The following is a 25,829-nucleotide window of genomic DNA, read 5'->3' on the forward strand; positions in this document are numbered from 1 at the left end:
CGACCTCATCAGGACACCGGCCCGGGACGCCGGGCACCAGGCAGGAAGGGCGGCAGAACCGCCCGGCAGTTCACGGGTCGTGATCGGCGGACAACACGCGAAACCGCCGGTCAGGACCTCCTGGCCGGCCCGTCCGGCCGCACCGTGATGACCGCCCGGCGACGACGTTCTTCCGGTGCCGCTCGCGGATCCTCCGGTGCGTCGGTGAGGTCACGCCCACTCGAGCGTGCTGTGACGAGGACCGTCGGCCCGCCTTCGGGCTCCGGTCCGGTATCGGACACGACCCGCACGACCTGGTCGGCACCCTGGAGTCGTGCCAGCTCTTCACCGATCTCCCGCACCAGGAGGTCCCGGACGGCGGCCGCCCGGCTTTCGCCCCGCCGGATCGCTCGGCCGGGGACGCCCGCGGTGCCGTTGCCGTAGCCGGTGACGTCCACCACCGGCATCGGCAACCCGTTGTCGCTCCGCCAGATCGCCGACCTCGCCAGGCGAGTCGCGACGGAGGCGAAGGTCTGGGCGTCGGCACCACGCGGCGTCGCCGATCTCGGGTCGAACGAGACGATCTCCGACCAGTCGGTGGCCCTGCCCTGGCCCGCCGAGACGACGACGCTCAGCATGTTCGGCATGGAGAGGACGTTCGGGTCGTGGTACGACGAGAGTTGCTCGTGGAACGTGTTCCCCGCCTTCCTGCCGAACAGGTGAAAGTGCCAGTTGTCCCGTTCCTTCGGCCAGGTCGCGAGGTTGTACATGGCACCGCGGGCCTCGTCCATCGCGGCCGCGTGGCCGGGATCGTCGAGCGGCGTTTCGGCCAGTACCTTGAACTTCTTGGCCGCGTAAAGCCGCATCTCCGCTCTCGGGGTGCCGGGGTCTTGGCTCGCCTTCGCCTGTTGGAGCGCGGCGTCCAGATCCGCTTCGATCGTGTCGAACGAGCCCCGGTGATCGTGCAGGAGCTTGTCGATCGCCTCGTCGACGGCCGCGGTCCTGACCTTGGTGTGGGGCGAATTCTCCAGCGTTATGTTGGATTCACCGTCCAGGCTCGTCGCGACGACCGCGGAGAAGTGGTATCCCCACGGCGTCCCGCCCATCTCGATCCCCTTGGCGAAGTCGCGGTTCATCCAAGCGGATCCGTCTTCGCCTTCGTACGGCATCGAGTTGGCGCAATAGGCCTCCCCCACCGAAGGCCAGGCGTGCTCGTTGACACCGATTTTCCTGGCGAGCTGGTCCATCCGTGCCCGCCGCGCCGCGTTCGACATCCGATAGCTCATCGCGCCGCCGTATTCGCGGCCCGGCAGCAACGCCCCCTCCGTACCTCCGGTGGGCCTGGTGTCCTTGGCCGTCTGCTCCGTGGCCCACCGCACGTCGACCGCGTCGACCGCGTCCGGATCACCGGCCGCCGCGGCCAGCGCTTCGGCGAGCACTCGGGTACCCGTCACCTCGATACCGTCGGTGGAGCTGAGGTTCCCGGCCGCGGCCTGTCCCCGCGCGTCCCTGAAGACCACCATGTCCGGAAGACCGCCCAGGATCTCCTGTGCCATGTCACGGCAGATTTCGGACGGCTTGTCCCAGAACTCGACGCTCACCCGGTTCAGCCGGTGCTCTGCCCCGTCACGCTCGATGACCAGTTCGACGTCGTGCTCGACGAGCTTGATGTTGCTGTTGGCCTTGAGAAGTGCCAGCCGGGCGTTCTCGATCACCTGTGGAACGGCGAAGAACTCCTTGGGACTCGTGGAGCTCGCCGCGATCGAAACGTCCGCGGCGATCGTCAACGGCAGGTGATCGGCGGTCACGAGTTCCTGGACGGGGGCGGGGAAGGGCGCCGATTTCGGCGTCACCTCCACCGCGTACCCGGACGGGTGCGTGAAGACCGGCTCGCCCGCCGGGTTTTCGACCCGGAACGAATCGGTCACCAGCGGGTCCGGCAAAGGCGCTCGAAGGTAGGCGAGGGACAGGTCGTCGCCCTCGATCCGAACCTGGTACCGCCCCGGCTCGCTCGACGACCCTGTCGTGGTGGAGAGCTCGATTTCCCCGGCGAGTTTCTCCTTCTCGCCTTCGGTCAGGTCCGGTATGGCGGCCACCGCTTCGCCGATCATCTCTTGCAGCGCATCCTCCAGTACTCCGTACCGGGCCTCGTCGAGGTTCCCGTCGGAGGTCGGCGCACCGGACATTTCGATGGTGGGCGAAGGCGCGAGCAGGTACGGCTGCAGCCGATGGAAGTGGACGACGTCGACCGCCTGCCAAGCGAACCGGCGCAGTTCTTCCAGTTGCCCGTCGGTCAGTTCGGCCGAATCCGCCTCGAACTCGACCGTGATCGGCACGAAGGCGTCCTGGTACGCGGTGGCCCTCGGCTCAGGGGCCACCGAAGGCGGACGCTCACCGGATTCGCTGGTCGTGGCCAGATAGTGCGCGATCGGGTCCTGTACCCGCACGATGAAGCCGTAGCCGGCCGGATCCGGTTCGCTTTGCCCGGATCGAAGGTACAGAACGTTTCCCGGCGGCTGGACGACGGCGAGCCGCAGGTTCAGCCGCGTCGCCAGGAGTTGCGGTACGAGGTCACCGAGATCGTTGTTCCAGTGTCCGTCCCGGAGGTCCTCGCGGATCCGGTCGAGACCACCGGGGCCGCCGTAGCCGAGGGCTTCGTACAGTCCGGGGTTCTCCTGCGCGTGGTCCCGGACGAAGCCTGCCGCGACCACCCGCAGCGCCGCGGGGGTGGCAGCCGTTCCTTCCGGCACCACACCGGCTTCCACCATCGCGCCGGTCAGCCGAGCCTCGCCCACGGTGATGATCAGCGCGTTGTAGAAGCAGTCCCCGTCGTGTGCGGTGTCCACGACCCGCAGGCCGCCGGGCAACGCCGCGACGGCGGCCCGCTGTGGCGCGGACATCGCCGATGAGGCTGTCGGTTCCGGCGCGGGCTCGAACAGATCAGGACGCTCCGACGCGAGTTCGGCTCCGAGGCCCGGCAGCCGCTCGCCCAGCGGCGCGAGTGCCGGTGGTTCCGGGGACCGCCGCGCCGGCGCGAGGTCGACGGTGATCACCACGCGACGGCGGGCCTGTTGCGCAGTCTTTCCTCGCGGAAGCGGGCCGTCGCCGAGTTTCCGCCCGTGCGAGACGACGGTGATCTCGATATCGGCGGCAAGGGCCGGATCGGCTTCAAGCACACGGTCGACGGCTTCGCGCAGCGCCCTCTCGACCGCGTCGGCACGGGCCTGCCCGGTCCGCACCGCTTGACCGCCGCCCACCGCACCGCCGTTCCCGTATCCGGCGACGAGGACCGACGGCGGCGTGCCGGTCTCTCGGAGACCTGCCGCCACCGAGCGAGCGATTTCGTCCAAAGTGGACCGTGCGGCTTCCGGAACTTCCGTGGCCCGCTCGTCGAAGTAGACCTCATACGTGTCGGTGTCGAGGAGTTTCAGCGCCCCGTCCAGCGGCTTCACGGGGACCCCGGCTTCATAGCCGTCGGGCCGCTCCTTGACGTGCCACTCCGGACCCTCCCCCGGCACGATGTGCGCGCCGATCGGCAGCGCCGTTTCGGTAGCATCGGTGAAGCGCATCCAGTTCCCGCCCGGTTCCACCACCGGATGGCCCGTCGCGTCCACGCCGACCCCGCCCGCCACGACCAGCTGCCCCGCTCCCTCGGTCGTCGCCAGGCCGGGCACGAAGTACACCGGACCATCCGGAGCGATCGCCTCGGCGTCGATCCCCGAGGCCTTCAACTCCTTCAGCACCCGCGCCGCGAAAGACTCCCCGTGGCCACCCCCGGCTCCGCACGACGCGAACAGCAACGGCTTCACGCCGTCCCACCGGCCTTCGTCCCTGGCACGCACCAGCATCGCCGCCACCTCGGACGGGCTGAGGCGTACGCTCCCGGATCCGAAGCCACCGCGGACCGGGAACCCGTCGGCGTCCCCGTGCGCGAGGAAGGTGAAGAACCGCTCGTCCGCGGGGAATCGGCCGACCACCCCGGCCAGAGTCGGATCGTCCAGCCGGATCCCGCGATTCCCTTCGAGCGGAACGGTGGCGATCCCTGGCGAGGGCACCAGCGCGGCGAACACGGCGTCGGATCCGGGAATGTCCACTGTAGACGGTTGAGGCACCGGCGGCGGAACCGGCTCGGCGGCGGAAAGCGCCTTTCGCTCCGCTTCGACAGCGGCGTCGAACACAGCCGCGAGTTCCCGGTACCTCGCCTCGAACGAGAGCTTCTTGCCAGTACTCTCGGGGGAATAGGCGAGCCGGTGCTCACCGCCCACCGGCACGTGTTCGCCGTCCTCGACGGCCATGCCTGTCAGCTTGTCGTAACCACTCCGCACGTCCTGCTCGTCATCGTGGACGAACTTCGCCTGCTCGCTGTAGGACGAGAAATCGGCCTGGTAGTACTGGTGGAATTCACGGAAGAGGTTCCGTATGTCGGCGGCACCGGGCGCGGTCCCATCGGGACGCTTCGCCCAGTAGGCGACATCGCGCACGAAGTCGTACACACCCTCCTTGGTCATACCGTTGAGGCCACGGAAGTAGTAGCCGAACGGGTCGGAGTCGACGAACCTGCAGGCGATCTCGAAATCGCGACGGTTCGCCCAGAGCCCCTCGTAGCGCCACATCTGCTCGATGGCGCCGCGGTGCTCGGGCTCCTTGTCGTGCTGGGTCTGCTCCTCGCCGTACTGGTTTTTGGAGTTCACCTTCTCCATGTCGTGGAACAGGATCGCCTTGACGATCGCTTCACGCGACACGAACCGGGCGCCGTCCTCGTGATCCCGGGTGATCTTGAGGTACTGGTTGATCACCATCTGGGCGTGCTCGCCGAAGGTGTTCAGCTTCTCCTGACCGGTGCGACCGGGAGTGACGTTCTTTTTGGTCGTCTCGGCGAACTTGCGCGCCAGCCGGTCGTGCGGATCGGCGATTCCCTCGTCCAGCTTCGTGACGAGTTGGTCGACGATCTCCTTTCCGGACCGGTCGCGCGGCTCCCTCAGCTGGGCGCTGATCGTCTCGGCCAACGCGAGACCGATGGCTTGTTGCCCCGCGAACACCTCGGGATCGTGTTTGCGGGTGTAGCCGAGGACGTGTTCTTTGAGCCAACGGCCGTAGTCGTTCGCATACGGCACGCGTTCGCGGTGTCCCACGCCTTCGACACGGCCCGCGGCGAGCTGGAACTGGCGGGTGTTGAAGTCCTCCTTGATCCGGCGTTCGTCGGTGGCGATGAGGGAGCCGATCTCGGCCTGGGTGGCGAATTCGGGCACCTTGTCCATGAACTCGTCGGCTTTGTCGCGGCTGACCCCGGTGAACGTGAAGCCGGTCAGCAGCGTCTCCGCCTGTACGGCGTTGCCGACCGAGTCCACAAAGGTATCCCAGAAGGCGGGATCGACGAGCTTGCCCGCGGCCTTCTTGCCCCGCAGTTCCGTCACCAGTGCTTTGGCGACTTCACCCTGTTTGCCCTTGAAGAACTGTCCGAGTTCTCCGTCCGTCAAGCCGATCAGCTCGGCCGAGGCCACGGGGCGCATGGCCTTGGGCACGGCTTGTTCCATGAGTGAAGCGGCGAAAGCGGCGGGCTCGATCCTCGCGGTCAAACCAGCGAAGTCGTCGCCTTTGAGTCTCTTCTCGAAGTCATTCCTGATCTCAGCGGTGAACAGGTCACCGCGCTTGCCGCTGAGATAGCCGCGAGTCCCCTTTTCCTTCTTGTCCAGGGTCTCCTTGCCCCACACACCCGCCAAGTCCGCGAACCGGCCTGCTACCGCGCCTTCGACGCTCTCAAGCACTTTCTTGACGTAGGGGGATTCTGACGCTCCCGGGCCGAGCTGTGTCACGAGACAGGCTCGCACGGCCTCGGTGACGACAGTCGCCATATCGGTCACGATGCGCGGATGAGCGGCGAGGGCCGACCGGAGGTTGTCGAGGTTGTCGTAATGCGGGGTGTTCTCCGGAACGGCGGCCTTGATCACCGCGGTCAGGACCGGCTGCGGCGGCTTGAGGGTCTCCTCGATCTCCTTGAGGACGGTCTTCTTGAGCTCGACGAGGTTCACCAGCACCCCCTGCGGGGCGTTGCCATGGACGGCCGCGTCGATCGCCGTGTCGATTCGCGTTTTGAGCTGGTTGATGGCCTCCTTTCCAGGACCGTGGGTGTTGAGGAAGGTGTGCATCTCCGGAACGCGGTCTTTCGGTTTCTCCGCCGGTTTCTTCGCCGGTTTCTTGCTCTTGGGCTCGGGAATGACGTCGGTGGCTGGGCTGAAGAAGGCTTCGGGTGACTTCTTCCAGGTGTGGTAATGATTGCTGAGCGTCCTCGCCAGGCTCCGCAAGGCGACCGGATCGTTGCGGAAGTACTTGCGACCCGACTTCCAGGTGAACCACGGGTCGTTTTCCTGACCCAGCTCATCGGACTTGAAATCCGGGCGAAGACCCAGCCGGGCGTAGAGATCGGAGATGTCTTCCTGACGGCCGGCGACTTCCGGCATCGTGTGCTCGTCGGCGCCATGGGTATAGGTGACGAGCGAGCCTGAGAGGGCTTGCTTCTGCAAGCGAGCGAAGTCCTCACCGCGCAGCCCGAACTGGTTGGTGTCGCCGTTCTGGTCGACGTTCATCGAAAGAGTGTTGGACGAGGACTCGGACTCGATGGTGGCCTGGCGGCTGGCTTCCAGGAACAGGTCGAGCGGCGCCAGGAACGAACGCAGGGCGGAAGGCTTGTCGGCCACCCGGTTGACGTCGGTCTCGTACTTGGAGATCCATTGCACCGCCCGCAGCGGGCGGCCGCCGCCGACCCAGAAGGTCGTCTTCTGGCCTCCGCCGCCCTGACCGCTGAACGGCTCGACCTTGCCGCCCGGCTCCTGGTGCACGTCCTTGTGCTCCGAATCCCGCTTGACGGGGGCCAGCACCGCGGTGTAGAGGCGGACGTAGTGCTCGCCCTTGACGGTCTCGATCTCGAATTCACCGCGGTGCACGACCTTGTGCACGACCTTGCCCTCGTCCTTGGCCACGAGCACCGAGGAACCGGGGTAACTCACGAAGGGCCGTCCTATGTGGACGTTCTCTTTCATGCCGAGGTAGTTGTCCCGGCCGTCGAGCTCCGCGAGCAAGAGGTGCACGGGACGCCCGGTCTCCGGGCCGATGCTCTCCCGCCAGGCCCCGTCGGAACCGAGAACGTGGACGCGAACCCCGGCGGCCTCCGCGAACCTCTCGAGGTCGGTGTCGGCAGGGTTGCTCTCCGCGAACTTCGCGATTTCGCCGGTGATGCGCTTGTATTCGAGTGGCGCCCGGTCCGACAGTCCGGCCGCGACGGCCTTGCGAAAGGTGATGTGCGGGGCCTCGTCTCCGATGAAGACCGGTTCCGCACCGTGGATGCGAAGCACCTCCCGTTGCCCGATGGAGGCGATGTCCCTGGGCAATATCCTGCCCGGATAGAGGTCGTCGACCACGACGGAGTTGATGGTGCCCGTCGACCTCGTCGACGTTCCGGACAGGTTCCGGCTCCGGAGGGAGGGTCTGACGACGGGCAATTCGTCCACAGTGGACAACGGTCGATCCCGGTTGAGCTCGACGGAGATCACCGCGCGACGGCGGGCTCGCCGGGCGGCGGCGGCGTCCAGCGGCGGCTCGCCACCGAGGTCACTTCCCCCGGACCTCGAGACGATGGGGGGAATCGCCGAGCCATCGCCCGGCAGCTTGCCGCTGATCGCGGTACGCAGCTCCTTCGCGACGGTGTCGGCGCGTGCCTGCCCCGTCCTCCGCGCCTGGTCCTTGTCCGCGAAACTCCCGTTGCCGTACCCGACGACACTCACCGTGGGATTGCCTTCACGGGCCTCCGACGCCACCAGCGTCGCCGCCTCGTCCAAAGTGGACCGTCCGGCCGAGGGGAAGTCCTTGTTCCCCTGTTCGAAATAGATCTCGAACTCTCGGGGAACCTCTCCGGTGTCCTCGTGCGGGACGATCGTGGAAACGACGACGTCACGCTCCTCGGCGGAAGCGATCACGGACAGCCGGACGCCGCGGGTCAGAGTGGACCGCAACGTCCTGGCGATCGCGGAGAACCGCGAATCGTCCGCCCGCCCGCGCACCTCCACCGGCGGCGGAACCGGCTGACCGGCGACCACCTCGGCGAACTCGGTCAGGTTCGCCCGCACGGTGTCCCCGGTCCCGACGCCACCGCCGTCCGCCGTCTCGGTCCCGAACGGCAGGGAGCCCGGGATGGTCTTCTCGATCAGGTCACCGTCGGCGGTGGGCACGACGTCGAATCCGCCCGGCGCCTTCCGGAAGAGCGGCGGGTCTTCGTCCCCGGCGACCAGGTACGCGCCGTACTCCGTCACCTCGATCTCGGCGTGCCCCGAGAACCGGAAGTGCAGCCACTGGCCGTCGCCGGTGACCACCGGACGGCCGTCGGGGTGGAAGCCGATTCGGCTCGCCACCACCAGTTCGCCCGGCTCGTCTTCCCCGCCGGGCGTGGACCAGACCGCGGTGTCGCCCGCGTAGGCGTCGGTCTCGATGCCCTCGTCGGCGAGTCCGTGCAGCACGGTGGACACGTAGCCCTGGATGTCCGGCGAACCGAGTCCACAGGCGACGAACCGCAGGGTCTTGCCGTCGGTCCAGACACCGTCCTCGGCGAGCCGGGCCAGAATCTCGACCATCACCTCGGGGGTGATCGGCCGTCCGCGGAACTCGGGGACGCCACCGGGGCCGACGTGCGCGACCAGGGTGAAGAACCGGGGGTCCGCGCGGAGTGCGAGAACCGCGTTCCGCTGTGCTTCCCTCGCGGCCGGGCCGGCCGAGGGGTCGGCGAGCCAGATCCCGGAGTCGCGCGATTCCGCCTCGGCCAGCACCTCGACGGCGAGTCCGCCGGGTGGTTCGGGCTCAACGGTCTCGGCGGCGGGCACCTCGGCCGGTTCCGGCGCCGAATCCGGCCGTGAAGGCACCACGATGGCGCGGTCCGCCAGCACGTCGCGGCCGGCCACGAGGTCGTTGCGCCCGGCCCAGCGGACGAAACCGTCGACCGAAAGGTAGTCGTACTGGGACTTCTTCGGATCACCGAGGACGAACATCCGCTCGCCGCCGACCTCCGCCGCCTTGAGGAACATCTGGTGGGACTCCGTGCCGACCCGGACGCCGGTGCCGGACCGGAGCCACTGCCAGAACGAACCGGGGTCCTCGAGCCGAGACGAAAGCGGCACCTCCGGCTCGTTTCGCAGCTGACCTTCGTAACGCTCGCGAGGAGCGAGCGCGAGATGCCGGGAGACGGCGGCACGAAAAGGACTGTCGTCGAGTCCGGTCGCACGCCTCATCGGCTGGTCCACGGCGAGCGGCAGCAGAAGCGGAGCACTCAGCGCCCAAGCCCCGGGAATGATCTTCTTCGTCAGGATGGGTACCGAAGAACCGTCGCGCCGGTCGAGCCGGACCACCCCGGCGAGCTTCTGCAGGGTGCGGCCCCACTGGGTGGTGAGCCGGGCCCATTCCTCGCGGACGGCGGGATCGGCGGCGTCCGCCGTCGCGAGCCGGAGCGCTCGCCTCTCGAGGGCGTCGAACCGGTTTTCGGCGTCAGCTATGCGTTTTGCCGCCAGATCGCCGATGGTCCGGCCGAAGGGCCGGTCCTTCTTGTCCAGCTGGTCCTTCGGTACCGTGCGCAGCTGCTCCCGGACTTCGTCGGCGACGCCGCGGCCCACCATCAGCAGACCCGCGATGGTCGGGACCACGCTCCGGATGTCGGTGTTCGTGGCCGCCGCTTCGCAGGTGTTCATGAAGTGCTGCTCGTCGTGGCCGGTGGTGGCGAACAGCGCCTCGGTCATCGCGGCGGGATTCGCCAGCAGCGCTTCGAAGAGCGGGCTGTTCCGCAGGGTGACCCGTGCCTCCGGGCCGACGTTGGTGAGTCCCAGCCTGGCGAGACGGGACGGCAGCTCCTCTTCCGGCCGGTACTCGATCCCCCGCACCGTCGATCCGGGGAAGGTGAACGGATCCCTGCCCGCTTCCAGGTTCACCGCCAGGTCGCCGAGCACCTGCCGCAGCCTGTCGATCGACAGCGGCTGCACGACCCGGCGATCGCGCACGGTCCCCAGGCCGAGCCGGGAATTGTCCCGGACGTCCCGCTCCCGCGCCGGCATCAGCGACGTCACCAGCACGGCGTCGTTGACCAGCGACCGCACCTTCGCGCGGACGTCCGGATCGGTCAGCCCCGCGTCGATCCGGCCCAGCAGGGCGGAAATCTCGTCCGAGCCGAGGACGGCCTCGATGTGGTTCTCGAGCCGTCCGCCCTCGGCGATCCGCGACAGCCCGCCAAGCCCGGCGCCGGCGGTCACCAGGTTCGGCAATCCGGCGAAGACGGCCTCGTAGCGGGCCGCGTACTCGTCGGTGCCGGGCAACGCGGGCTCGGCGTCCTCGTCACCGAGATCGGCGATCTCGGCCTGGCCGCCACCGTCCGGCTCGCCGAGCGTGTGGTTGACCGGGGCCCGCCTCGCCGGCGGCCTCGTCTCCGCCTCCCCCGGGACGAGGCGGGTGGCCAGGAAGCCGGCCGAGGGCGAGAGGACCACGCGCACCGGCTCGCCGTGTGCGGGGCCGAGGAAGACGATCGTCCCGCGCTCGGTCATCAGCCGCAACCGGACGTTCAGCGCCCGCGCGACCTCCTTCGGGGTCGCGTCCCGCAGCGAGGCGCCCAGTTCCCGCAGTTCCGCCTGACGCGAAGGCGAATCGGGCGCCAAGGTCCTGGCGATCGCCTCGATCAGGTTCGACTGCACCGTGTCGCCGCCGACCGTGAAGACTTCGCGCCGATCCCGGGTCAGGATCGCCCGCTGGAGGTCGGTGAGCACGGACGGCGGCGCTCCCGGAAGGTCGTCCCTGCCGGGGTCTCCGAGCCGGCTTTCCACCCCGAGCTGGCTTTCCAGGACGTGCTGGATCTGCCAGGCGTGTCGCGGCAGCAGCTTCGGTACCTGCCCCGGTTCGACCACGCCGGCCCCCATGATGCCGCCGTCGCCGGTGACGACACCCGACGTGCCGTCGTCTTCCTTGCTCAGGAACACCCGGTCCGGGTCGTGCTCCTCGTCGGGCACGCCGAGGTAGTGGAGCAGTTCGTGGGCCAGCTCTTCCGGTGTGGCGTCCGGCCGCCAGGTGGTCTGGGTGGTGCGCTCGTCGGCGCGCGCGACCACGTCGTACGCGCGGTACCTCGGTTCGCCGTTCGCACTGGGCAGCCTGTCGTCGGTGAATTCGACGCGGACGTGCAGCTGGTCGCCGTTCGGCAAGCCGTGACGTTCGTTGATCAGGGTTTCGATCCCTGTCCGTGCCCGTTCGCGCAAGGCGGTGAGCTGATCGCCGGTGACACCCGGCCCCGGCACGAGGTTGATCGGCACGGTGAATTCGGTGACGTGGCGCTCGCCGACCTTGAATCTGCTGACGCCGTACCGGATCACGCCGTCGTAGCGCTTGTCCGGCCCGGTGCGCAGCGTGGTGAGCACGTCGGCGGTCTCGGTGGCCACCGCCCGCCTCGGCGTCTTCGCCCGCAGCGGCTCCCACTGCTCCGGCCCGAGCGGCTCCGCCACGGTGAACCACGGCGCGCCGGTGGCCCGGCTGTGGCGCCACGCCTCGTCTTCCGGCGACGCCGGCTGTGCCGCCAGCCGCGCGAATTCGGCGTCCAGCGCGTCTTTCGCCAGCCACCACGCGTCCTGTTTGGACTCGACGAGGTCCAGCCACGCGGCCTGCAGTACCGCTTGGGTCCTGGCCACCTCGTCGGTCGCGGCGGCGCGCTGGACCTCGGCCTCCTCGACGGTCTCACGGGCGAGGTCGCCGGCATCGTCCGCCGTGGCCTCCAGATCGGCTTGCAGCGCGTCGGTGGCGGAGCGCACGAGTTCGAGCCGCGCCCGCGCGGCGTCGGCGAGGTTTTCGGCCTCCCGCAAGGCTTGTTCGGTTCGGCGCGAGTACTTGTGGTGCCGCTCTTCGATCCTGCCGGGACGCTCCGCCCGTGCCGCGGTGACCGTGGCGGGCCAGTCGATGCCGACCCCCAGTTCCCGGATCAGCGCCTGGGCCTGGAGGCGGTGCCGCTGGGCACCGGTCTCGGCCTCGCGCCACGACTTCGCCGTCCGGGCGACCCGTCCCTGTCGTGCCTTCAGCAGGCGCGAAACCTTCTGGCCGGTGACGTCCGTCAGATCGCCGACCGGCATCCGCACGTCCGCCGAGGCGGGCAGCGCGAGGTCGACCACCTCGGTGCGGCCGCCGACCTTGACCACGATCCGGTAGTCCACGTCGAACCGGACCAGCGCGGTGCGTCCCGCCGGTTTCAGGTTCGCGACGGCGGACACGGTCGTGCCGTCGGTCGTCGCGGCGGCAGGCTCGTCGGCCCAGCGTGTCTCGGCGCCGCTGAACAGGCCGCCGACGCCGGCCGGCTCCTTGACGGGCGCGACCGACGGCCCGCCGACGGTCACCTCGCCGACCTCGGCCGTCTTGCGTTCCGCCGAGCGCGCCGCCGTCGCGTTCGCCGGGCTTTCCAGGTTGACGCCGTCGCTCAACGCGATCAGGCGAGGGGTCGTGAGGCGGGCGTGCACCTCGACGTCAGCCCGTTCCCCCCGCAGCACGGCCGCCTCACGGAGGGCGGGCACGGGAAGGCTTTCGCTCGTCATCGACGGCAGGAAAGCCTGCAGCACTTGAGGACTCAGGGTGGACCACAGTGCGTTGATCGTGCCGGTGCCGTAGCCGGTGATACCGCTGTTCGCCCCGGCGAGGGTGAGCGTGTCCCGCACGACCTCGCGCAGCCGCGCGGCGGCGCGCACGGACTCCACCGACGCCGTTTCCGGCAGCTTCGCCACCCCGCCCCGGCGCCAGGTCCGCAGCTCGCCGGGGCGGGCTTCCCGCCGCGACAACCTGGCCGGACCGGATTTCTCGACGGTGTCCGAGCCCGGTGTCAGGTTGTCGGCCAGCAGCCGGATGCCCAGGTTCTTCGTGCCGGTACTCCCGGAGGCGACGAAAGTGCCGTCGCGGCGCACCTCGAGGGTGAACTGGACCGGGACGTCGAACAGCGCGGCGGGTCCGGTGCCGGTCCTCAGCCGCGTGTCCTGCCTGCTGGTGACCTCGTTGACGCTGGTCGTCTTGGTGACTCCGACACCGTCGGTGATCGCCCCGCCGACCGAGGTCGACGTCGCGCCGCCCGAGAACTTCTCCTGCCCGCCGATCCGCAGCGCAGCCGACCACGACTTGGCCGTGCCGTCCGTCCGGGTGGTCCGGATCGCGCGTGCGGTGCTGTGCTCGATGGTCCGGCCGTCGTTGACGACCTCGCGGAAGGCCGGTTCGCCGACGACGCGCGCGGTCAGCAGTACCTGGAAACCGCGGTCGGTGAACAGTTTCGGCAAATGCGCCTGGAGGGGGATGCCTCCGTCGAGGGCGCTGTCCACCAGTGCCCGCACGCCGTCCGGCGAGACGAGGTCGGTCAACCGAGCCCAGTTGTTCATCGCGTCGTCCAGGAACCTGCCGGGCAGCAACGGCACGTCGAGACGGGACAACCGCGCGGTCAACGCCGGCACCAGATCGGACAGGTCCGGCAACCGCTCGATCGCGCCCAGCCCCAGCGCACCCGGTCGGAACGCCGGCAGCGTCGTGGGCGAGGGAAGCCGCTCGGTCCGCTTCCCGGTCTCTCTCGGTTCGGCGGGCAACAGGCCGTAGCGGCGGGCTTGTTCCTCGGTGAGCCAGACGAAAGCGGCGCCGGGAAGGTCGACGAAACGCGCCGCGCCGCGGGCTTCGGGACGCACCACGACGGTCTGCTGCCGCGCCTCGGCGAGCACGGTGAAGGCGATGTCGAATCGTGCCAGCACCCTCGGCGTACCGGCAGCCGTGGTGACGTTGCGGTCGACACTCGCGGAAATGTCGAGACCCTCGCCCTTGGTGGTCGTCTTCGCCCACGGTTTCCCGGTCACCGCACCGGTACCGGAACTCGCGGGGTCGCCGGTCGCCGCGCCGGTGACCGCGACCCCGGCGGTGACCGCCGGCCCGCTGCTCTTGCTCTTGCCGCTCTCGAACCGGTAACCGCCCGCGGTGGAGCGTTCCGCGCCGGCGTCGTCGGCGACGCGGACGAAGACGGGGTTGCTCAACCGGGCGACGACGCCGATCCTGCCCACCCTGTCGGCCACCCGCCGGGGATAGACGAGTTCGGTGCTCAGCGCCCCACGGGTGAACGAACTTAGGGCCGCTTTGATGTTCTCGCTGCTCAGCATCGACTGGACGCTCGCCCACGCGTCGCTGCCGGGCAGGGTGAGCGCGCGGTCGCCGTCCGACGCCTCCACCAGCGCGGCCATGGCCGCTTCGCTGACGTGGCCGGTGTGCGCGATGGCCTCGACACCGACCCACTCGCCGACGTCCGGCGGCGCGAGGGCCTGGAAGTGCCCGATGATCGACCGCGGCGGGGCGAGTGTGCGCACCCGCGGCGCGCCGGGCGCGAACTTCCCGGGGTCGGCGGTCAGCGTCACGCTGTCCGCCGTCAACAACGTGTAGGTCGCCGGAAGCCGGTACGGGCCTTGCTCTTCGTCGGGCGTCGTCCAAAGAGTACGAACCCGCGGGACCTGAGTCCCGGGTAGCCCTGGCAGTGTGTGCCGGACCACCGCGTGGTCACGGGAATACGCGGTGATGGAAACGACGAAGCGGCCTTTGTGCTCGAAGACCTGTGAGTCGGGGCTGCCGATGTTCAGGTAGGTCGAATCGACCGTCGGCCCCCCTCCGGACCGGGTGGTGGTGGCGCGGCCGTACTTCGCGGCGAACGTCGGCACGATGCCCAGCGTGGCCGCCACGGTCCCGGCTCCGACGGTCACCTTGGCCTCCGGGCCGACCGACCAGCCCTTGGTGGACGCGGACGAGGCGCCGAGCGCCGGACTGGTCGTCGTGGCGTTGCGGACGACGCGGTTCTTGACCTGTCCGCGGTGTTCGGCCGACTTCTGTTCCAGCCGGACGGTGATGGTGACATGGTCCTGCCGGAAGTCGCCCCGGCGGTCGAGGGTCACCGACACCCCCGCCCCCAGCAGCGCGTCCATGCGGTTGCGCAACGCCAACGGTGACAGCGCCGCCTGCAACCGGTGCTCGTTGGCCAGCGCCTCCAGCGTCCGTGCCGCGTTCGGCTCCCGCCCGGCCCAGCCCGGCAGGAGATCCGCGTACCGGGCGACCGCCGCGAGCCTGGTGCGAATCTCGGCCAGCACGCCGTCGGCGCCCTCGAACCGGCCCACCCGCACGTTGCCCGCCGCGAGCCCCGCGGCGAGATGCGCGGGCTGGAACTTCGTCTTGTCCGGTGGCGTGAGGCCGCTTCCGGTGCCCGCCGGCACCGGCAAGCCCTGCTCGGCGGCTTCCGCCATCCCCACCCTGGCGTAGACCGTCGCCGTCCTGGGCGGCGTTTCCGCGCCGTCCAAGGCCTGCACGACGATCGTGGCGTCGAACCGGTAGAGACCGATGTCGTCCTTGAGCTGGATACCCGCCTTCGTGGTCGACGAACGGCCGGACGTGGTGGTGTCCCCGGTCCGCGAGGAGAAGCCGCCGCCGATCCCGGCCGCGACCCGTACCCCGCCTACGGTGCCTCCGCCACCGATCGCGGCCGAAGCGTCGAACCCGCGCTTGGTCGAGGCCGAAACGGCCGACCCGGTGGTCGCCGATTCGTGCAGCCGCAACTGGGTCCCGGTCGTCGGGCCGACGAGTTCGGCCCTGGTCAGGACGGCCTTCATCCGGACCGCGGCCACCCTGCCGCCGTCCGAGCTGAGCAGCGCGGGTGAAGTCACCCAGCCTTCCAGCATGGCGCCGAAGTTTTCCCTGACACTCGCGGTGCCGAGGAACGCGCGCAACGCGTCCCTGCCGGGAGCGCCGAGTGCGGTCACGGAACCGTGCAGCAGACCGGCGGCACCGGTGAACACGTCGCCGAGGCCGGTGACCGCCTCGGGCACCGGGTTCCCCAGTCCGCGACCGGCCTCGGGCTCCAGGTCCGCCGCGGTCACCCCGGACGGCGGGGCGATCCGCACCAGGTCGTCCGGAAGGCGCAGCGTGACGCTGCCCGGAACCGGTACGGGGCGGCCGGCCTCGGCGCCGTCCCCGTCATGCACGCTGAGGGTGAACTCCACGTTCCTGACCACGCGGCGGGAACCCTCACCGGAGCGGATCGCCCGCTGGTCCGAAGTGGACACGGTGACGGTCTGTGCCACGCCCGGCGCCGCCAGCGCCGCCTTGCCGCCCACGGTGCCGTACGGACCGACCGGCGCCTGCACGGTGGCGGCCGTCCCGACGTCGCCCGCGTGGAGAACGGTCATGTTCCGCGAGTTCGTGACACCCGACTGGACGGTGAGGTCCGCCTTGGTCTTTTCCTTCGGCTCGCTCGTCACGTCGCCGCGGAAGACAGCCCGGACCGTAACCTCACGCCAGCCTTCCGCCGTACGGAGCGGGAAGTGCAGGCCACTCAAGACGGATTCGAAATCGTCACGGACGGCGTTCCCGATCTCGTCGAGCCGGTCCGGGGCGACTCCGGGCAGCAGCCTGCCGAGTTCGTCCCGCAGTTCTTCGACACCCTCCACGGCGAGCACCGGCGCGGAACCGACTGCCTGGCCGTCGGCGAGGAACGGCGGCAGGTCCGCGAGTACGAGAACCTCCTCGTCCGGCTGCGCGACGGGTTCAGTCTCGGCTTCGGCTTCGGGCTCGGCTTCGGCTTCGGCTTCGGCTTCGGCTTCGACTTCGGGCACAGGCTCGGTTTCGCGGGCTTCCGCTTGTACTTCGGGGACCTCGGCTTCAGCGACCTGTTCGGTGGTGACGGCCTCGGCCGTCTCCGTTTCGACCGCACTCGACTCGGTCTGGCCGGGTGCCTGCGGCTCCTCGGTGGACGTGGTGCGCAGCGGAGAGGGCCGGGTGCGCGGACGTTCTTCGTCCGCTGGAGTCCTGCTGTCGGACGTGGTGCGCACGGTCTTCGAATCCGGCTGCTTGGCGTCCGCGGTCGTCTTGCCCGGCTTGACATCCGGCTCCGGCTTGGCGGCCTTGCTGTCCGAAGTGGACTTGGTCTCCGCGGGTGGCTTGGCCTCGGCGGTGGCTCGTGTGTCCGAAGTGGACTTGACGTCCGAAGTGGTCGTGGCGTTCGGACCGCTGGTCGCGGTGGCCGGCGCCGTCACCGTGGCCGGATCCGTCCCGCTCTTCGTGTCGGGCGTCGTGCTCGCCGAGAGGTCGCCGAGCGAACCCACGCCGCCGAACTTCTCCTTCATCGACGTGATCGCCGCGTCGAGTCCTCGTTCGCCGATCCCTTCGAGTTTGTGGCTCACGGCGCCGCCGACCACGCCGCCGACGAACCCCATTCCGTACTCCGCCGCCGACACGGACTCGCCGTTGAGCGCGGCCATCGTCGCCTGGCTCATCACCCCGGAGACACCTTCGAAGAGGAAAGTGGTGCCGAATTCGGCCGCCCTGGCCGCGAGGTTGCCGCCCAGGCGATCATTCACGTTGCGGGACAGCACATCCGGTACGTGGCCGGCGAGCAGATCGACGGCGTCCTTGCCGATCTTGTCGCTGTGCGGGTCGAGCACCCGGCGCAGGTCGTCGCCGAACGCCCCGGTGCCGTCCAAGCCGCGCTTGCCCCAGTTGTCCACGAACGTGCGCGCGTAGTCCCTGCCGAGTTGCCGGGCAGCGTCGTCGCCGAGGGTCTTGCCGAACGCGGTGCCGAACCGGTCGGCGACCTCGTCGCCGAAGCCCTCGATCGCGCGCTTCGTGAACGCGGTCGCCGGATCGGTGAGCTGTTTACCCGCCCGATCGGTCAGCGTGCGGCCGAGGTCGCGCACCCAGTTGTCGGCGAGTTCGTCCCCGCCCGGCAGCTTGAGATCCTTGACCAGTTTCAGCAGGTCATCAGTGGCGATCTTGCCGAAGTCCTTGCCGAGCAGGGCGCCGACCTTGCGGCCCAGCTTCTCCCCGAGTTCACCGACCGCGCCGCCAAGCAGACCGCCGATCGCGCCCGAAATCGCCGTCTGCTTGGTGGTTTCGTCGTCCCATTCGGTACGTTCCCGCTGCAGCCGCTGGACGGCGGCGTCGATGATCAGCCCACCGGTGATCCCGATGAACATCTCGAACACGATCGCCCGCACGAGCATCTTGAACAGGACGAGCAGGTATCCGCGGGTGAGGGCGTAATGCCAGGTGAGGTTCGCGAGTGACGCGCCGGCGGTGATGGACGCGAGGGCGTACTCCATCGCGATCTCATAGGCCAGCAGGAAAAGCTGGCCTATCGCGGAGAACTTCGTGTACTCGACGTCCAACGCGACCTTGCGGCAGCCGTCGGCGATCCCCTTCGTCCCCTCGGCCAGTTCACCCAGCAGATTCGGCGTCCCGCCGGTGAGCGGCTTCATGCTCTTGTCGAACGCCTCGCCCCCTTGGGGCATCGACAGTTTCTGGTCGATCCCGCGTTTGACCCTGGCGATGTCGTCCGGCAGGCCGGCCAGCTGTTCCGTCACCAGGTCGTACTCCTGGGCCACCCGCCGGAACTTGTGCTGGTTGGCGGCGGGCCAGGAGACGCCGAGCACCTCGAGGAGCGTCCGCGCCCACTCGGGCACGTCGCCGAAGTCGCTACGGTCGACCTTGATGGGCACGCCTACCTCCCTTTCACCGGAGACAACGCACGCCGTCGGTCGAACGGTTCACTGAGCCGCACTTCGGTGACCTATCGCGGCGGCTGTGATCCCTGGTGACAGTAGGACGGACGTGATCTCGTCGACTGGTCGTGAAGTACATGAAGGCCCCCTTCCTTGCGTCTAGCGCAAGGAAGGGGGCCTTCATGTACTTCGGCAAGGCGTGACGCGACAGAGGTGAGTCACGCCTGGCACTTGGCCTTCACCGTCGCCGCCGCGTGGTGCGCGTAGGTCTTGTTCGAACCCGACCAGTCCCGGCCCCGGTTGAGCAGCTGGACGGCCAGCTTGGCGCCGTTGATCCGGAACGTGCCGACGCTCACCCACCGGCCGCGGTTCGCGATCTGGTCGACCTGGAAGGTTCCGACCGGGGTGCCCTTCTCCACCGCGAACCGGTCGTAGACGCGGTAGACCGACGGGCTGCCGCCGACGGCGGTGAGGTCGCCGTTCGGGATGAACACCGTGACAGCGCACGTTCCGGTGGTCACCGGGCCGGTGTTGAACGTCCACAGCCCGTACGCGCTCGGGTCGTCCTTGTTCGCGTCGCCGGACATGGGAATGGACGCGAACGACGTGCCGCAGCCGCCGTTTCCGTGGTTGACCCAGCCGGCCTTGCCGTCGCTGTAGGCACCGACGCCGGTGAATCCGGTGCCACCACCGCATCCCCTGCCCGCCGTGCCCTCGTAGGACACCGTCTTGGCCGCGGCGGGCGGAGCGGGCGGGCCCTGCGGCTGGTTCTGCGGCTGTCGCACCGGTCCCGGTCCGCCACCGCCCGCCGGGACACCAGGGACGGCCGGTGTTCCCGCTTCGGCGGGTGCACCCGCCTGTCCGGGCTGGACACCGCCGACCGGCTGACCCGGGAGTGCCTGACCGGGCTGGGCACCGGGCTGGTTTCCCGGCAGGCCACCGGAGTCACCCGTCGGCGGAGCCGCCAGGCCTGGCACGAAGCCACCGCCCGGCGGGAGATCCTGCGCGTATCCGGCGTCTTTCGTTCGGTCGCCGGGATTGTCGTCGCCCAGCAACCCGCCGAAGGCCATCGGCAGGGCGACCAGCACGACACCGGCGACCGCCGCCGCGACGATCACCGGTTTGGGCATCCGGCCCGGCGCCGACCCTTCGGTCGCGGTGTTCGCGTCCACGACCGGGGGAACCGCGCCCGCGGCGACGGTCCCGGTGGCGGACGACGTGGTTCCGGTGTCCGCCTTCGCTTCCGTGACGGCGGGTGCCGCTTCCGCCGCGGCGACCGCGACACCCGTGGACTGCTCTGCCTCCGTGGGCATGGTGTTCCCGCTTCCTTGGTCGTTGACTAGCGCTTGAGACCTTTGTGGACGTTCGCGATGTTCGCGCTCTCCGCCGCGGCGAGTTGCGCCGCCATGCCCTTCGTCACGTTGGTCTGGTTCTCGACGACCGTGCTGATCGAAGTGAAGGCACCCTCGATCTTCGCCGCCGGGGCATGGAGATTCTCTTTGATCTCCGCACCCATCTCGTCGTCGCCGCAGGCTTCGAGCAGCAGATCGACGCGATCCTGGCCGAGTTCGCAGATCCGGTACATCTTCGCCGCGATCGACCGGTATCCCTCGGAAATGACCTCCATGGCCCTCGGGTCCGCGCTGAAGTTCGCCATGGTCTCCCGTCCTCATCCGGTGGTGGTGCCCGTACCGTGGCCGGCAGCGGGTTTCTGGCCGAACCCGAACGTGTAGTCGTGTTCCGGGTTCGTGCTCTGCTGGACGGCCGCGCGCGACCGGCGACCGCGTCTGCCCAGCACGGCGGGCGCGACCGTCGGATCGGTGCCCCAGGTCTCCTCGTCCTCGGCAAGCCACGTCGTCCGGTCGCGTTCGCTCTTCCCTTGCCCCGCACCGCCGGGGCCGCCGGCCGTCGGCGGGTAGAACGGCACGCCGTTGCCCGAGGTGCCCTTGGGGCCGCCGAGCGGCCCCTGCCCCGTGGTGGGCGGAGTCACCGTCTTCCCGCCCGGCGAAGACGCTTCCGGCGCCACACCGACCCTGCCACCGCCGAGCGAGCCCGGTCCACTGTGGAAGTTCGCCTGCGGGTCGTACCTCGACATCGTGATCGGCAGCGAGTCCGGTGCGCGCGGCGGCGGCGACTGCGGAGGAGGCGTGCGCCGCAGCGACTTGAGGTGCCGCTCCAGCGCCGACTCCCCGTTGCTCCCGATCCGGACGCCCTCCGGCGCCGGATAAGGCTTGCGCAGCCGGTCTTTCTGGTCGAGGTTCCCGGTGCCTCTCGGGCCGATGATCTCGCCGTTCCCGTTCACCCGGGAGCCGGGCGGGACGATGATCGGCCTGCCGTCGGGTCCCAGCACGGGTTTGCCGTCAGGACCGATGACGATGCCGTCTCTGCCGACGTACGAACCGCTGGGCACCTTCAGACCCGTGCCCGGCCCGCCGATCCGGAGGTCCGGCCCGCCGGGAACCGGGGGTCCCTTGCTGATGAACGGCGGCGGTGGCGGTGGCGCCGAAGATTTGGTGGTGATCATCGGCCCGTCGTCCTTGGCCGGGCCGTCTCCACCGGGGCCGGGTCCGGGTCCGCCGTCCCCCGGGCCGCCGTCGCCGGTGCCACCGTCACCGGAACCGCCGGAGAGGTCGAGGTGGACCGGTGTCCGGATCTCCGGCAGGTACCGCATGGCCACCGAGAAGGTCACGAACAGCAAGCCCACCGCGCTGGCACCCGGGCTGTCCACCATGACGAGGTGGTCTCGCCAGACCTTCTTCGCCGCCTGTTCCAGCTTTTCCCGCGGTCCGGTCTCACTCAGCTTGCCGCCGAGGAGCTTGCTCGCCGGGGTGTTGTCCCCCACCGCGTCCGCGAAGTAGCTGTGGGCCTGGTGGCTGCCGATGTCCTTGACCAGCGCGGGTGCCTGCCAGATCGCGCGTATCACCCCGGCGGGGGTGGACAGCTCCGTTCCCGGCCCGGTGACGGGGAAACCCAGTCCGGTGTCGTAGGTGAAGCTCTCACTTCCCTGCCACCTCGCACGCCCGTCGTAGAGGAGCTTGGCGGCGTGCTCCAGCAGATCCTTCGCCTCGTGGAGCGCGTCCCACGACTTGCGTTCCCGGCTCATCTGTTCGATCAGGTCGCGGCATTTGCAGGCGAGACCGTCCAGCACCGTCCGGAACGCCGCGGCTCCGGCGCCTTGGAAGTCGTCGCCGCGGCGACCGGTCTTGTCCCGCCAGGTCTCCAGCGGGGACAGTTGCGCGAACAACAGATTCGCCGTCCCGCCGAGCGTGTTCGCCGCCTTCGCGAACGTGAGCCGTTTGGCGATGTCGTTGGAGTCGTCTCGCAGGGAGTCCACGATCTTGTCGCTGTTGGCCGAAAAGGTCGTCACCAGCCCGGTCAGCTCCGGGGTCGCGTCCGCGGTGGCGTAGTACGACGTGTACAGCGTCATGATTTCGGCGTGGATCAGGTTCGTCGGCACCTTGTTGCTCGGTCCGCGGATATGCGTGTGGGTACCCCACTTCAGCCAGGTCTTCTTGATGATGTCTTCGCGCGAAGGAACCACGGGGAAGTGGGGTTCCACGGTGAAGATGTTGAGCGCCTGCTCCCACACCCACGTTCTCGTGTCCGGCCCGCCCAGGATCACCGGATCAATCCCCTCGCCTGCCGAAGACGTCCGAAGGCGCCTGGTTCCACAGCGCCGAGAACGCCTTGTCGACCTCGGTGGTGCCGGTCATGGCCGCGCGGAGGTCGTCACGCTGATCCATGAGCGGGCCGAAGACCTCGACCACCGTGTCCGTCATCTCCCGCCGGGCGCGGCCGAGCACGTCGAGCAGCGTCCTCGCCAGTTGCTCCGGCGGCATGGAACGGTACTTCGTCGTGTGGAACTTCACGCCCACCACGGTGTTCTGCGCGTCCACGGTCACCGTGACCAGATGATCCGCGGAGGTCGCGGAAGTCGTCCGCGACGCGAGTTCGGCCTTCGCCGACTCGATCCGGTCACGCTGATCCTTCAGCGTGGCCATAGCCTGGTGAAGTTGCTCCTCCAGCCAGTCGGCCATCGTTTCCTCCCTGTCCGTAGTTGTTCGGGCCACCGGCACCCCGTCCAGCGAGCCGCCTGCCGCGTTTGCGGGCACCCAGCACCGACGGCGGGAGCTTGGGGTCGGTACCCCAGGTCTCCTCGTCTTCGGCGAGCCACGTCGTCCGGTCGCGTTCGCCCTTGTTCTGGTCCGCGCCCCCTCCTGCTCCCGCCCCGCCCGCGGTGGGCGGGTAGAACGGCACGCCGCCCATCCCGGTCTGTGGCACGCCGCCGCCTTGCTGGTTCTTGACCAGCGGCGGACCGCCCTCGGTCGTCACCGGTTTCCCGGGCGACGACACGGTGGGCGCGGACTTGCCGTCGCCGTTCGAGCCGATCGGGCCCAGGTGCGGCGCCGAGCCGGAAGATCCACTGTGGACGCCCAGCGGTCCGCCGGACGACAGCGAGACCGGCGAGTGTGTCCCGGCCAGCAACGTCGGCATCGACGGGGCGTTGTCGCCGCGCAAGGACTTCAGGTACCGATCGAGGTCGTTCTGTTCGGTGCCGTCCTTCTTGACCGGATCCGGCCGGGCCAGCCGGTCCTTCTCGGTGAGCTTGTCGCCCTTCGGGCCGAGGATGTCGCCGTCCGGGCCGATCCGGGAACCCGGCGGCACGATGATCTGCCTGCCGAACGGATCGAGCAACGGCTTCTTGTCCGGGCCGAGCAGGACACCACCCGGCCCGATCGTCGAGCCCGTCGGCGCCTTCAGCCGGTCGTCCGGCTTCGGGCCGACGGGCGGCGGCCGGTCCGGGTTGTTCGGGTTGTTCGGATTCGGGAACAAGGGGTTGTTCTTGTCGACCGGCGGCGGAACCGGCACCTTCGGTCCATTGGGCCCGTTGGGGCCCTTGGTGTCCTTGGTGGGATCCGGGACCTTCGGCGGCCCTTCCTTGGAGCCGGGCGGCGGCTTCGGCGGTCCTTCTTTGGACCCGGGCGGCGGAGGCGGGGTCTGCGACCCCGGCGGAGGAGGCGGAGGCGGCGGCCCGGTCGGTGGCGGCTTGTGGAGGTTGAGCCGCCTCGGCTCCCGGATCTGGGGCAGGAGAAGCCCCAACTCGCCGTAGTTCGGGGGAAGGTCTTTGAGCACGGCGTTGGCGGCGACGTCCAACGTGCGCGCGATGTGGTCCGTCCAGAGAGCTTTCGCCGCCTCCATGATCCCGTCCCAGAAAGCGGGGCTCCTGGCGTCCGCGCCGAGCTTGGTGCTCTTCGGGTATCGTTCTTCGAAACCCCAGTAGGTGTCGGTGCTCCTGTTGCTCTTCAGATCCGCCGTGAATTCCGCGCAGTTCCAAATCGCGGTCAGGCAGCCACCCGGCCAGGCCAGCTGGTTGCCCGGCACGGTGAAGGTCCCGAACTTCGCGGTCTTGCATTCGGCAGGCTTCGACGACATCCACTCGGAATAGCCCTGGTGGAGCCGGTCGAAAGCCCATCGAAGACCGACGTCGGCTTCGTTCTTGTCTTTTGTATCGACCTTGTCCTCGGGAGTTTTCGTCTTCAGCTGGTCAGGCCGCGTTCCCAACTGATCCACGAGGTTGTCGCACCGGAAGATCAACCCGTCCAGGACGTCCCGGAACGCTCCGGCGCCGGTGCCCTGGAAGTCGTCGCCCTTCTTCCCGACCTTGTCCCGCTCGCCATCCAGACCGGTGGACATCTTGCCGAGAAGGGACTTCGTGGCGTTCAGCGCGTCGAACGCCTTGGTGAACGTCGACGGCTGCGCCACCGGGTTGGTGTTGTGATAGCCGTTCATGGAGTCGAGGATGTCGTTCAGTCCGCCGTAGTACGCGGTCATCACCGGCCCGAAGGCCTCGTAGTTCGCGCTGGCCGCCGCCCAGAACTCTCTCGTGGCCGAGTAGCCGTTGACGTAGAAGTCCCAGCCTTTGGGGGCATAGCCGTGATAGTGCCGGGTGGAGGACCAGACGTCCCACTTGAGCCACTGGACGTTCAGGATGGTCTCGCGAAGGGGCATCTTCGCGAGCTCACCCGTCGGGCCGGCGCCGGTGAAGTGGTTGAGGACGTCCTCCCACGGCGTCTTCGATCCTCCTGGGAGTTCGGAAGTCGGCACGGGTCAGCTCCCCGTGCCACCGTTGTTACCGCCGGGGGGCGGGGGAGCGGGAGTGGTCGTGAAGATCTCGCCGAGCTGGCTCATGTTCAGCTCGGTGGACAGCTTGAGGTTCTCGTCCTCGCCGTTCTCCGCGATGTCGACCACGTACGAGATGTTCTCGTGCAACGTGATCAGCTGTTGCCGGATCGCGTCGACCTGTTTGTACAACGTCGGCGCCGTCCCGGTGGGGCCTTCGTACTTCTCGATCAGCAGCCTGGCGGGCTCCCACGACTCGGAACCCGCCAGCAGCCGCCGTTTCCCGGCGGCACTGCCCACGGTCTGCGCCAGCTCCGCGACATTCGGATCGTTCACCAGATCCTTGACCATCGTGTCCAGGACCTGGTCCCGGAAATCTTTCAGAAAAGTGATGGTGATCTTGATGTCGCCGCTGTCGGCCATGCTGCTTCTCCTCTCCCCTCGACCGGCCCGGACCTAGATTCCCTGGAACTTCGCCCCGATGTTCTTGTCGGTGCGCGTGTAGTTCTCGAAGGACAGGGACAACGTCTGGTGACCCTTCTTGAAGCGGCCTTCCATGGCGCTGGTCGTGGCGTGCCACTTGCGCTGCAGCTCCGTGTAGGACGTCGCACCCTGACCGAGCCAGGTGTCGGTCATCGGCTTGATGGACTTCTCCAGATCGAGCAGCGCGTTGTCGATCGCCTTGCTCAGCCCGACCATCCGCTCGGCAAGGTGCGGAAGGTTGCCGCTGACCGCGAAACCGTCGTAAGGGGTGGTCATGATCGTTTCCTCTCGGTACGGGGATTACGCCGGTCAGGACAGTTCTTTGAGGACGCGGTCGCTCTCGCCGCCGAACGACCCCATCGCGTACATGTTGATTTCGTCCTCGGCGGTGTTCATCTGCTGGTCGCTCGCGTTGACCATTTCCTTGATCTCCGTGAGCAGCGCGAGCACCTGGACGTAATCCGTTTCCCAGGCCTCGAGCTGGGTGAGGAAGGTCTGGGAAGCCGCGCCCTGCCAGTCGTTCTTCAAGTCGGCCCGGACACCCGTCACGCCTCCGTGGATCCTCTTGCACTCGCTTTCGCATTCCTCGATGGCCGTGAGGCCACCCTTCATGCCCGAGTCGGTCTTTTGGAATTGCGGCATGCTCATCGGTCGTCGTCCTTCCCGTGGTGTCGCTGACGCTCCGTGCCAAGCTCACCAATC

Annotated in this window: 9 protein-coding genes; all 9 read right to left on the reverse strand. The window is 68.9% G+C overall.

Annotation, left to right across the window (positions count from 1 at the left end; translation table 11 throughout):
• Window positions 1-110 precede the first annotated feature (110 nt).
• The 9 genes from ACIHAO_RS35770 to ACIHAO_RS35810 all read right to left on the reverse strand — a co-directional run bounded on the left by ACIHAO_RS35770 (window position 111) and on the right by ACIHAO_RS35810 (window position 25,775).
• On the reverse strand, window positions 111-18,521 hold the full coding sequence (locus ACIHAO_RS35770) for a hypothetical protein (RefSeq protein WP_396565492.1): 18,411 nt from the start codon (window positions 18,519-18,521) through the stop codon (window positions 111-113).
• A 221-nt stretch (window positions 18,522-18,742) separates the two neighbouring features.
• On the reverse strand, window positions 18,743-19,837 hold the full coding sequence (locus ACIHAO_RS35775) for a hypothetical protein (RefSeq protein ID WP_396565494.1): 1,095 nt from the start codon (window positions 19,835-19,837) through the stop codon (window positions 18,743-18,745).
• A gap of 26 nt (window positions 19,838-19,863) precedes the next feature.
• Window positions 19,864-20,181 (reverse strand): hypothetical protein, encoded by a 318-nt coding sequence (locus ACIHAO_RS35780; RefSeq protein WP_396565496.1) that lies wholly within the window; start codon window positions 20,179-20,181, stop codon window positions 19,864-19,866.
• Window positions 20,182-20,193: 12 nt separating this feature from the next.
• Complete coding sequence (locus ACIHAO_RS35785; protein WP_396565498.1) at window positions 20,194-22,146, reverse strand: hypothetical protein; 1,953 nt, start codon at window positions 22,144-22,146, stop codon at window positions 20,194-20,196.
• A gap of 4 nt (window positions 22,147-22,150) precedes the next feature.
• The gene (locus ACIHAO_RS35790; RefSeq protein WP_396565500.1) at window positions 22,151-22,561 is read right to left on the reverse strand and encodes a YbaB/EbfC family nucleoid-associated protein; all 411 of its coding nucleotides are present in this window, start codon (window positions 22,559-22,561) and stop codon (window positions 22,151-22,153) included.
• The gene (locus tag ACIHAO_RS35795) at window positions 22,500-24,629 is read right to left on the reverse strand and encodes a hypothetical protein (RefSeq protein WP_396565502.1); all 2,130 of its coding nucleotides are present in this window, start codon (window positions 24,627-24,629) and stop codon (window positions 22,500-22,502) included. The genes ACIHAO_RS35790 and ACIHAO_RS35795 overlap by 62 nt, the downstream gene beginning before the upstream one ends.
• A 3-nt stretch (window positions 24,630-24,632) precedes the next feature.
• Entirely contained in the window at window positions 24,633-25,067 is a 435-nt protein-coding gene (locus ACIHAO_RS35800) for a hypothetical protein (RefSeq protein ID WP_396565504.1), read from the reverse strand.
• A 33-nt stretch (window positions 25,068-25,100) separates the two neighbouring features.
• Window positions 25,101-25,403 carry a WXG100 family type VII secretion target gene (locus ACIHAO_RS35805; RefSeq protein WP_396565506.1) on the reverse strand — a complete coding sequence of 101 codons (303 nt, stop codon included), beginning with the start codon at window positions 25,401-25,403 and terminating at the stop codon, window positions 25,101-25,103.
• Between the two features lie 33 nt (window positions 25,404-25,436).
• Complete coding sequence (locus tag ACIHAO_RS35810) at window positions 25,437-25,775, reverse strand: WXG100 family type VII secretion target (protein ID WP_396565508.1); 339 nt, start codon at window positions 25,773-25,775, stop codon at window positions 25,437-25,439.
• Window positions 25,776-25,829 lie beyond the last annotated feature (54 nt).

The sequence above is a fragment of the Amycolatopsis sp. NPDC052450 genome (genome assembly GCF_044547565.1).
Lineage (GTDB): Bacteria > Actinomycetota > Actinomycetes > Mycobacteriales > Pseudonocardiaceae > Amycolatopsis.

Coding starts and splice junctions, on each gene's coding strand:
- ACIHAO_RS35780 (WP_396565496.1), bottom strand. CDS start 20,181: ATGGCGAACTTCAGCGCGGACCCGAGGGCCATGGAGGTCATTTCCGAG.
- ACIHAO_RS35790 (WP_396565500.1), bottom strand. CDS start 22,561: ATGGCCGACTGGCTGGAGGAGCAACTTCACCAGGCTATGGCCACGCTG.
- ACIHAO_RS35810 (WP_396565508.1), bottom strand. CDS start 25,775: ATGAGCATGCCGCAATTCCAAAAGACCGACTCGGGCATGAAGGGTGGC.
- ACIHAO_RS35800 (WP_396565504.1), bottom strand. CDS start 25,067: ATGGCCGACAGCGGCGACATCAAGATCACCATCACTTTTCTGAAAGAT.
- ACIHAO_RS35775 (WP_396565494.1), bottom strand. CDS start 19,837: ATGCCCACGGAGGCAGAGCAGTCCACGGGTGTCGCGGTCGCCGCGGCG.
- ACIHAO_RS35805 (WP_396565506.1), bottom strand. CDS start 25,403: ATGACCACCCCTTACGACGGTTTCGCGGTCAGCGGCAACCTTCCGCAC.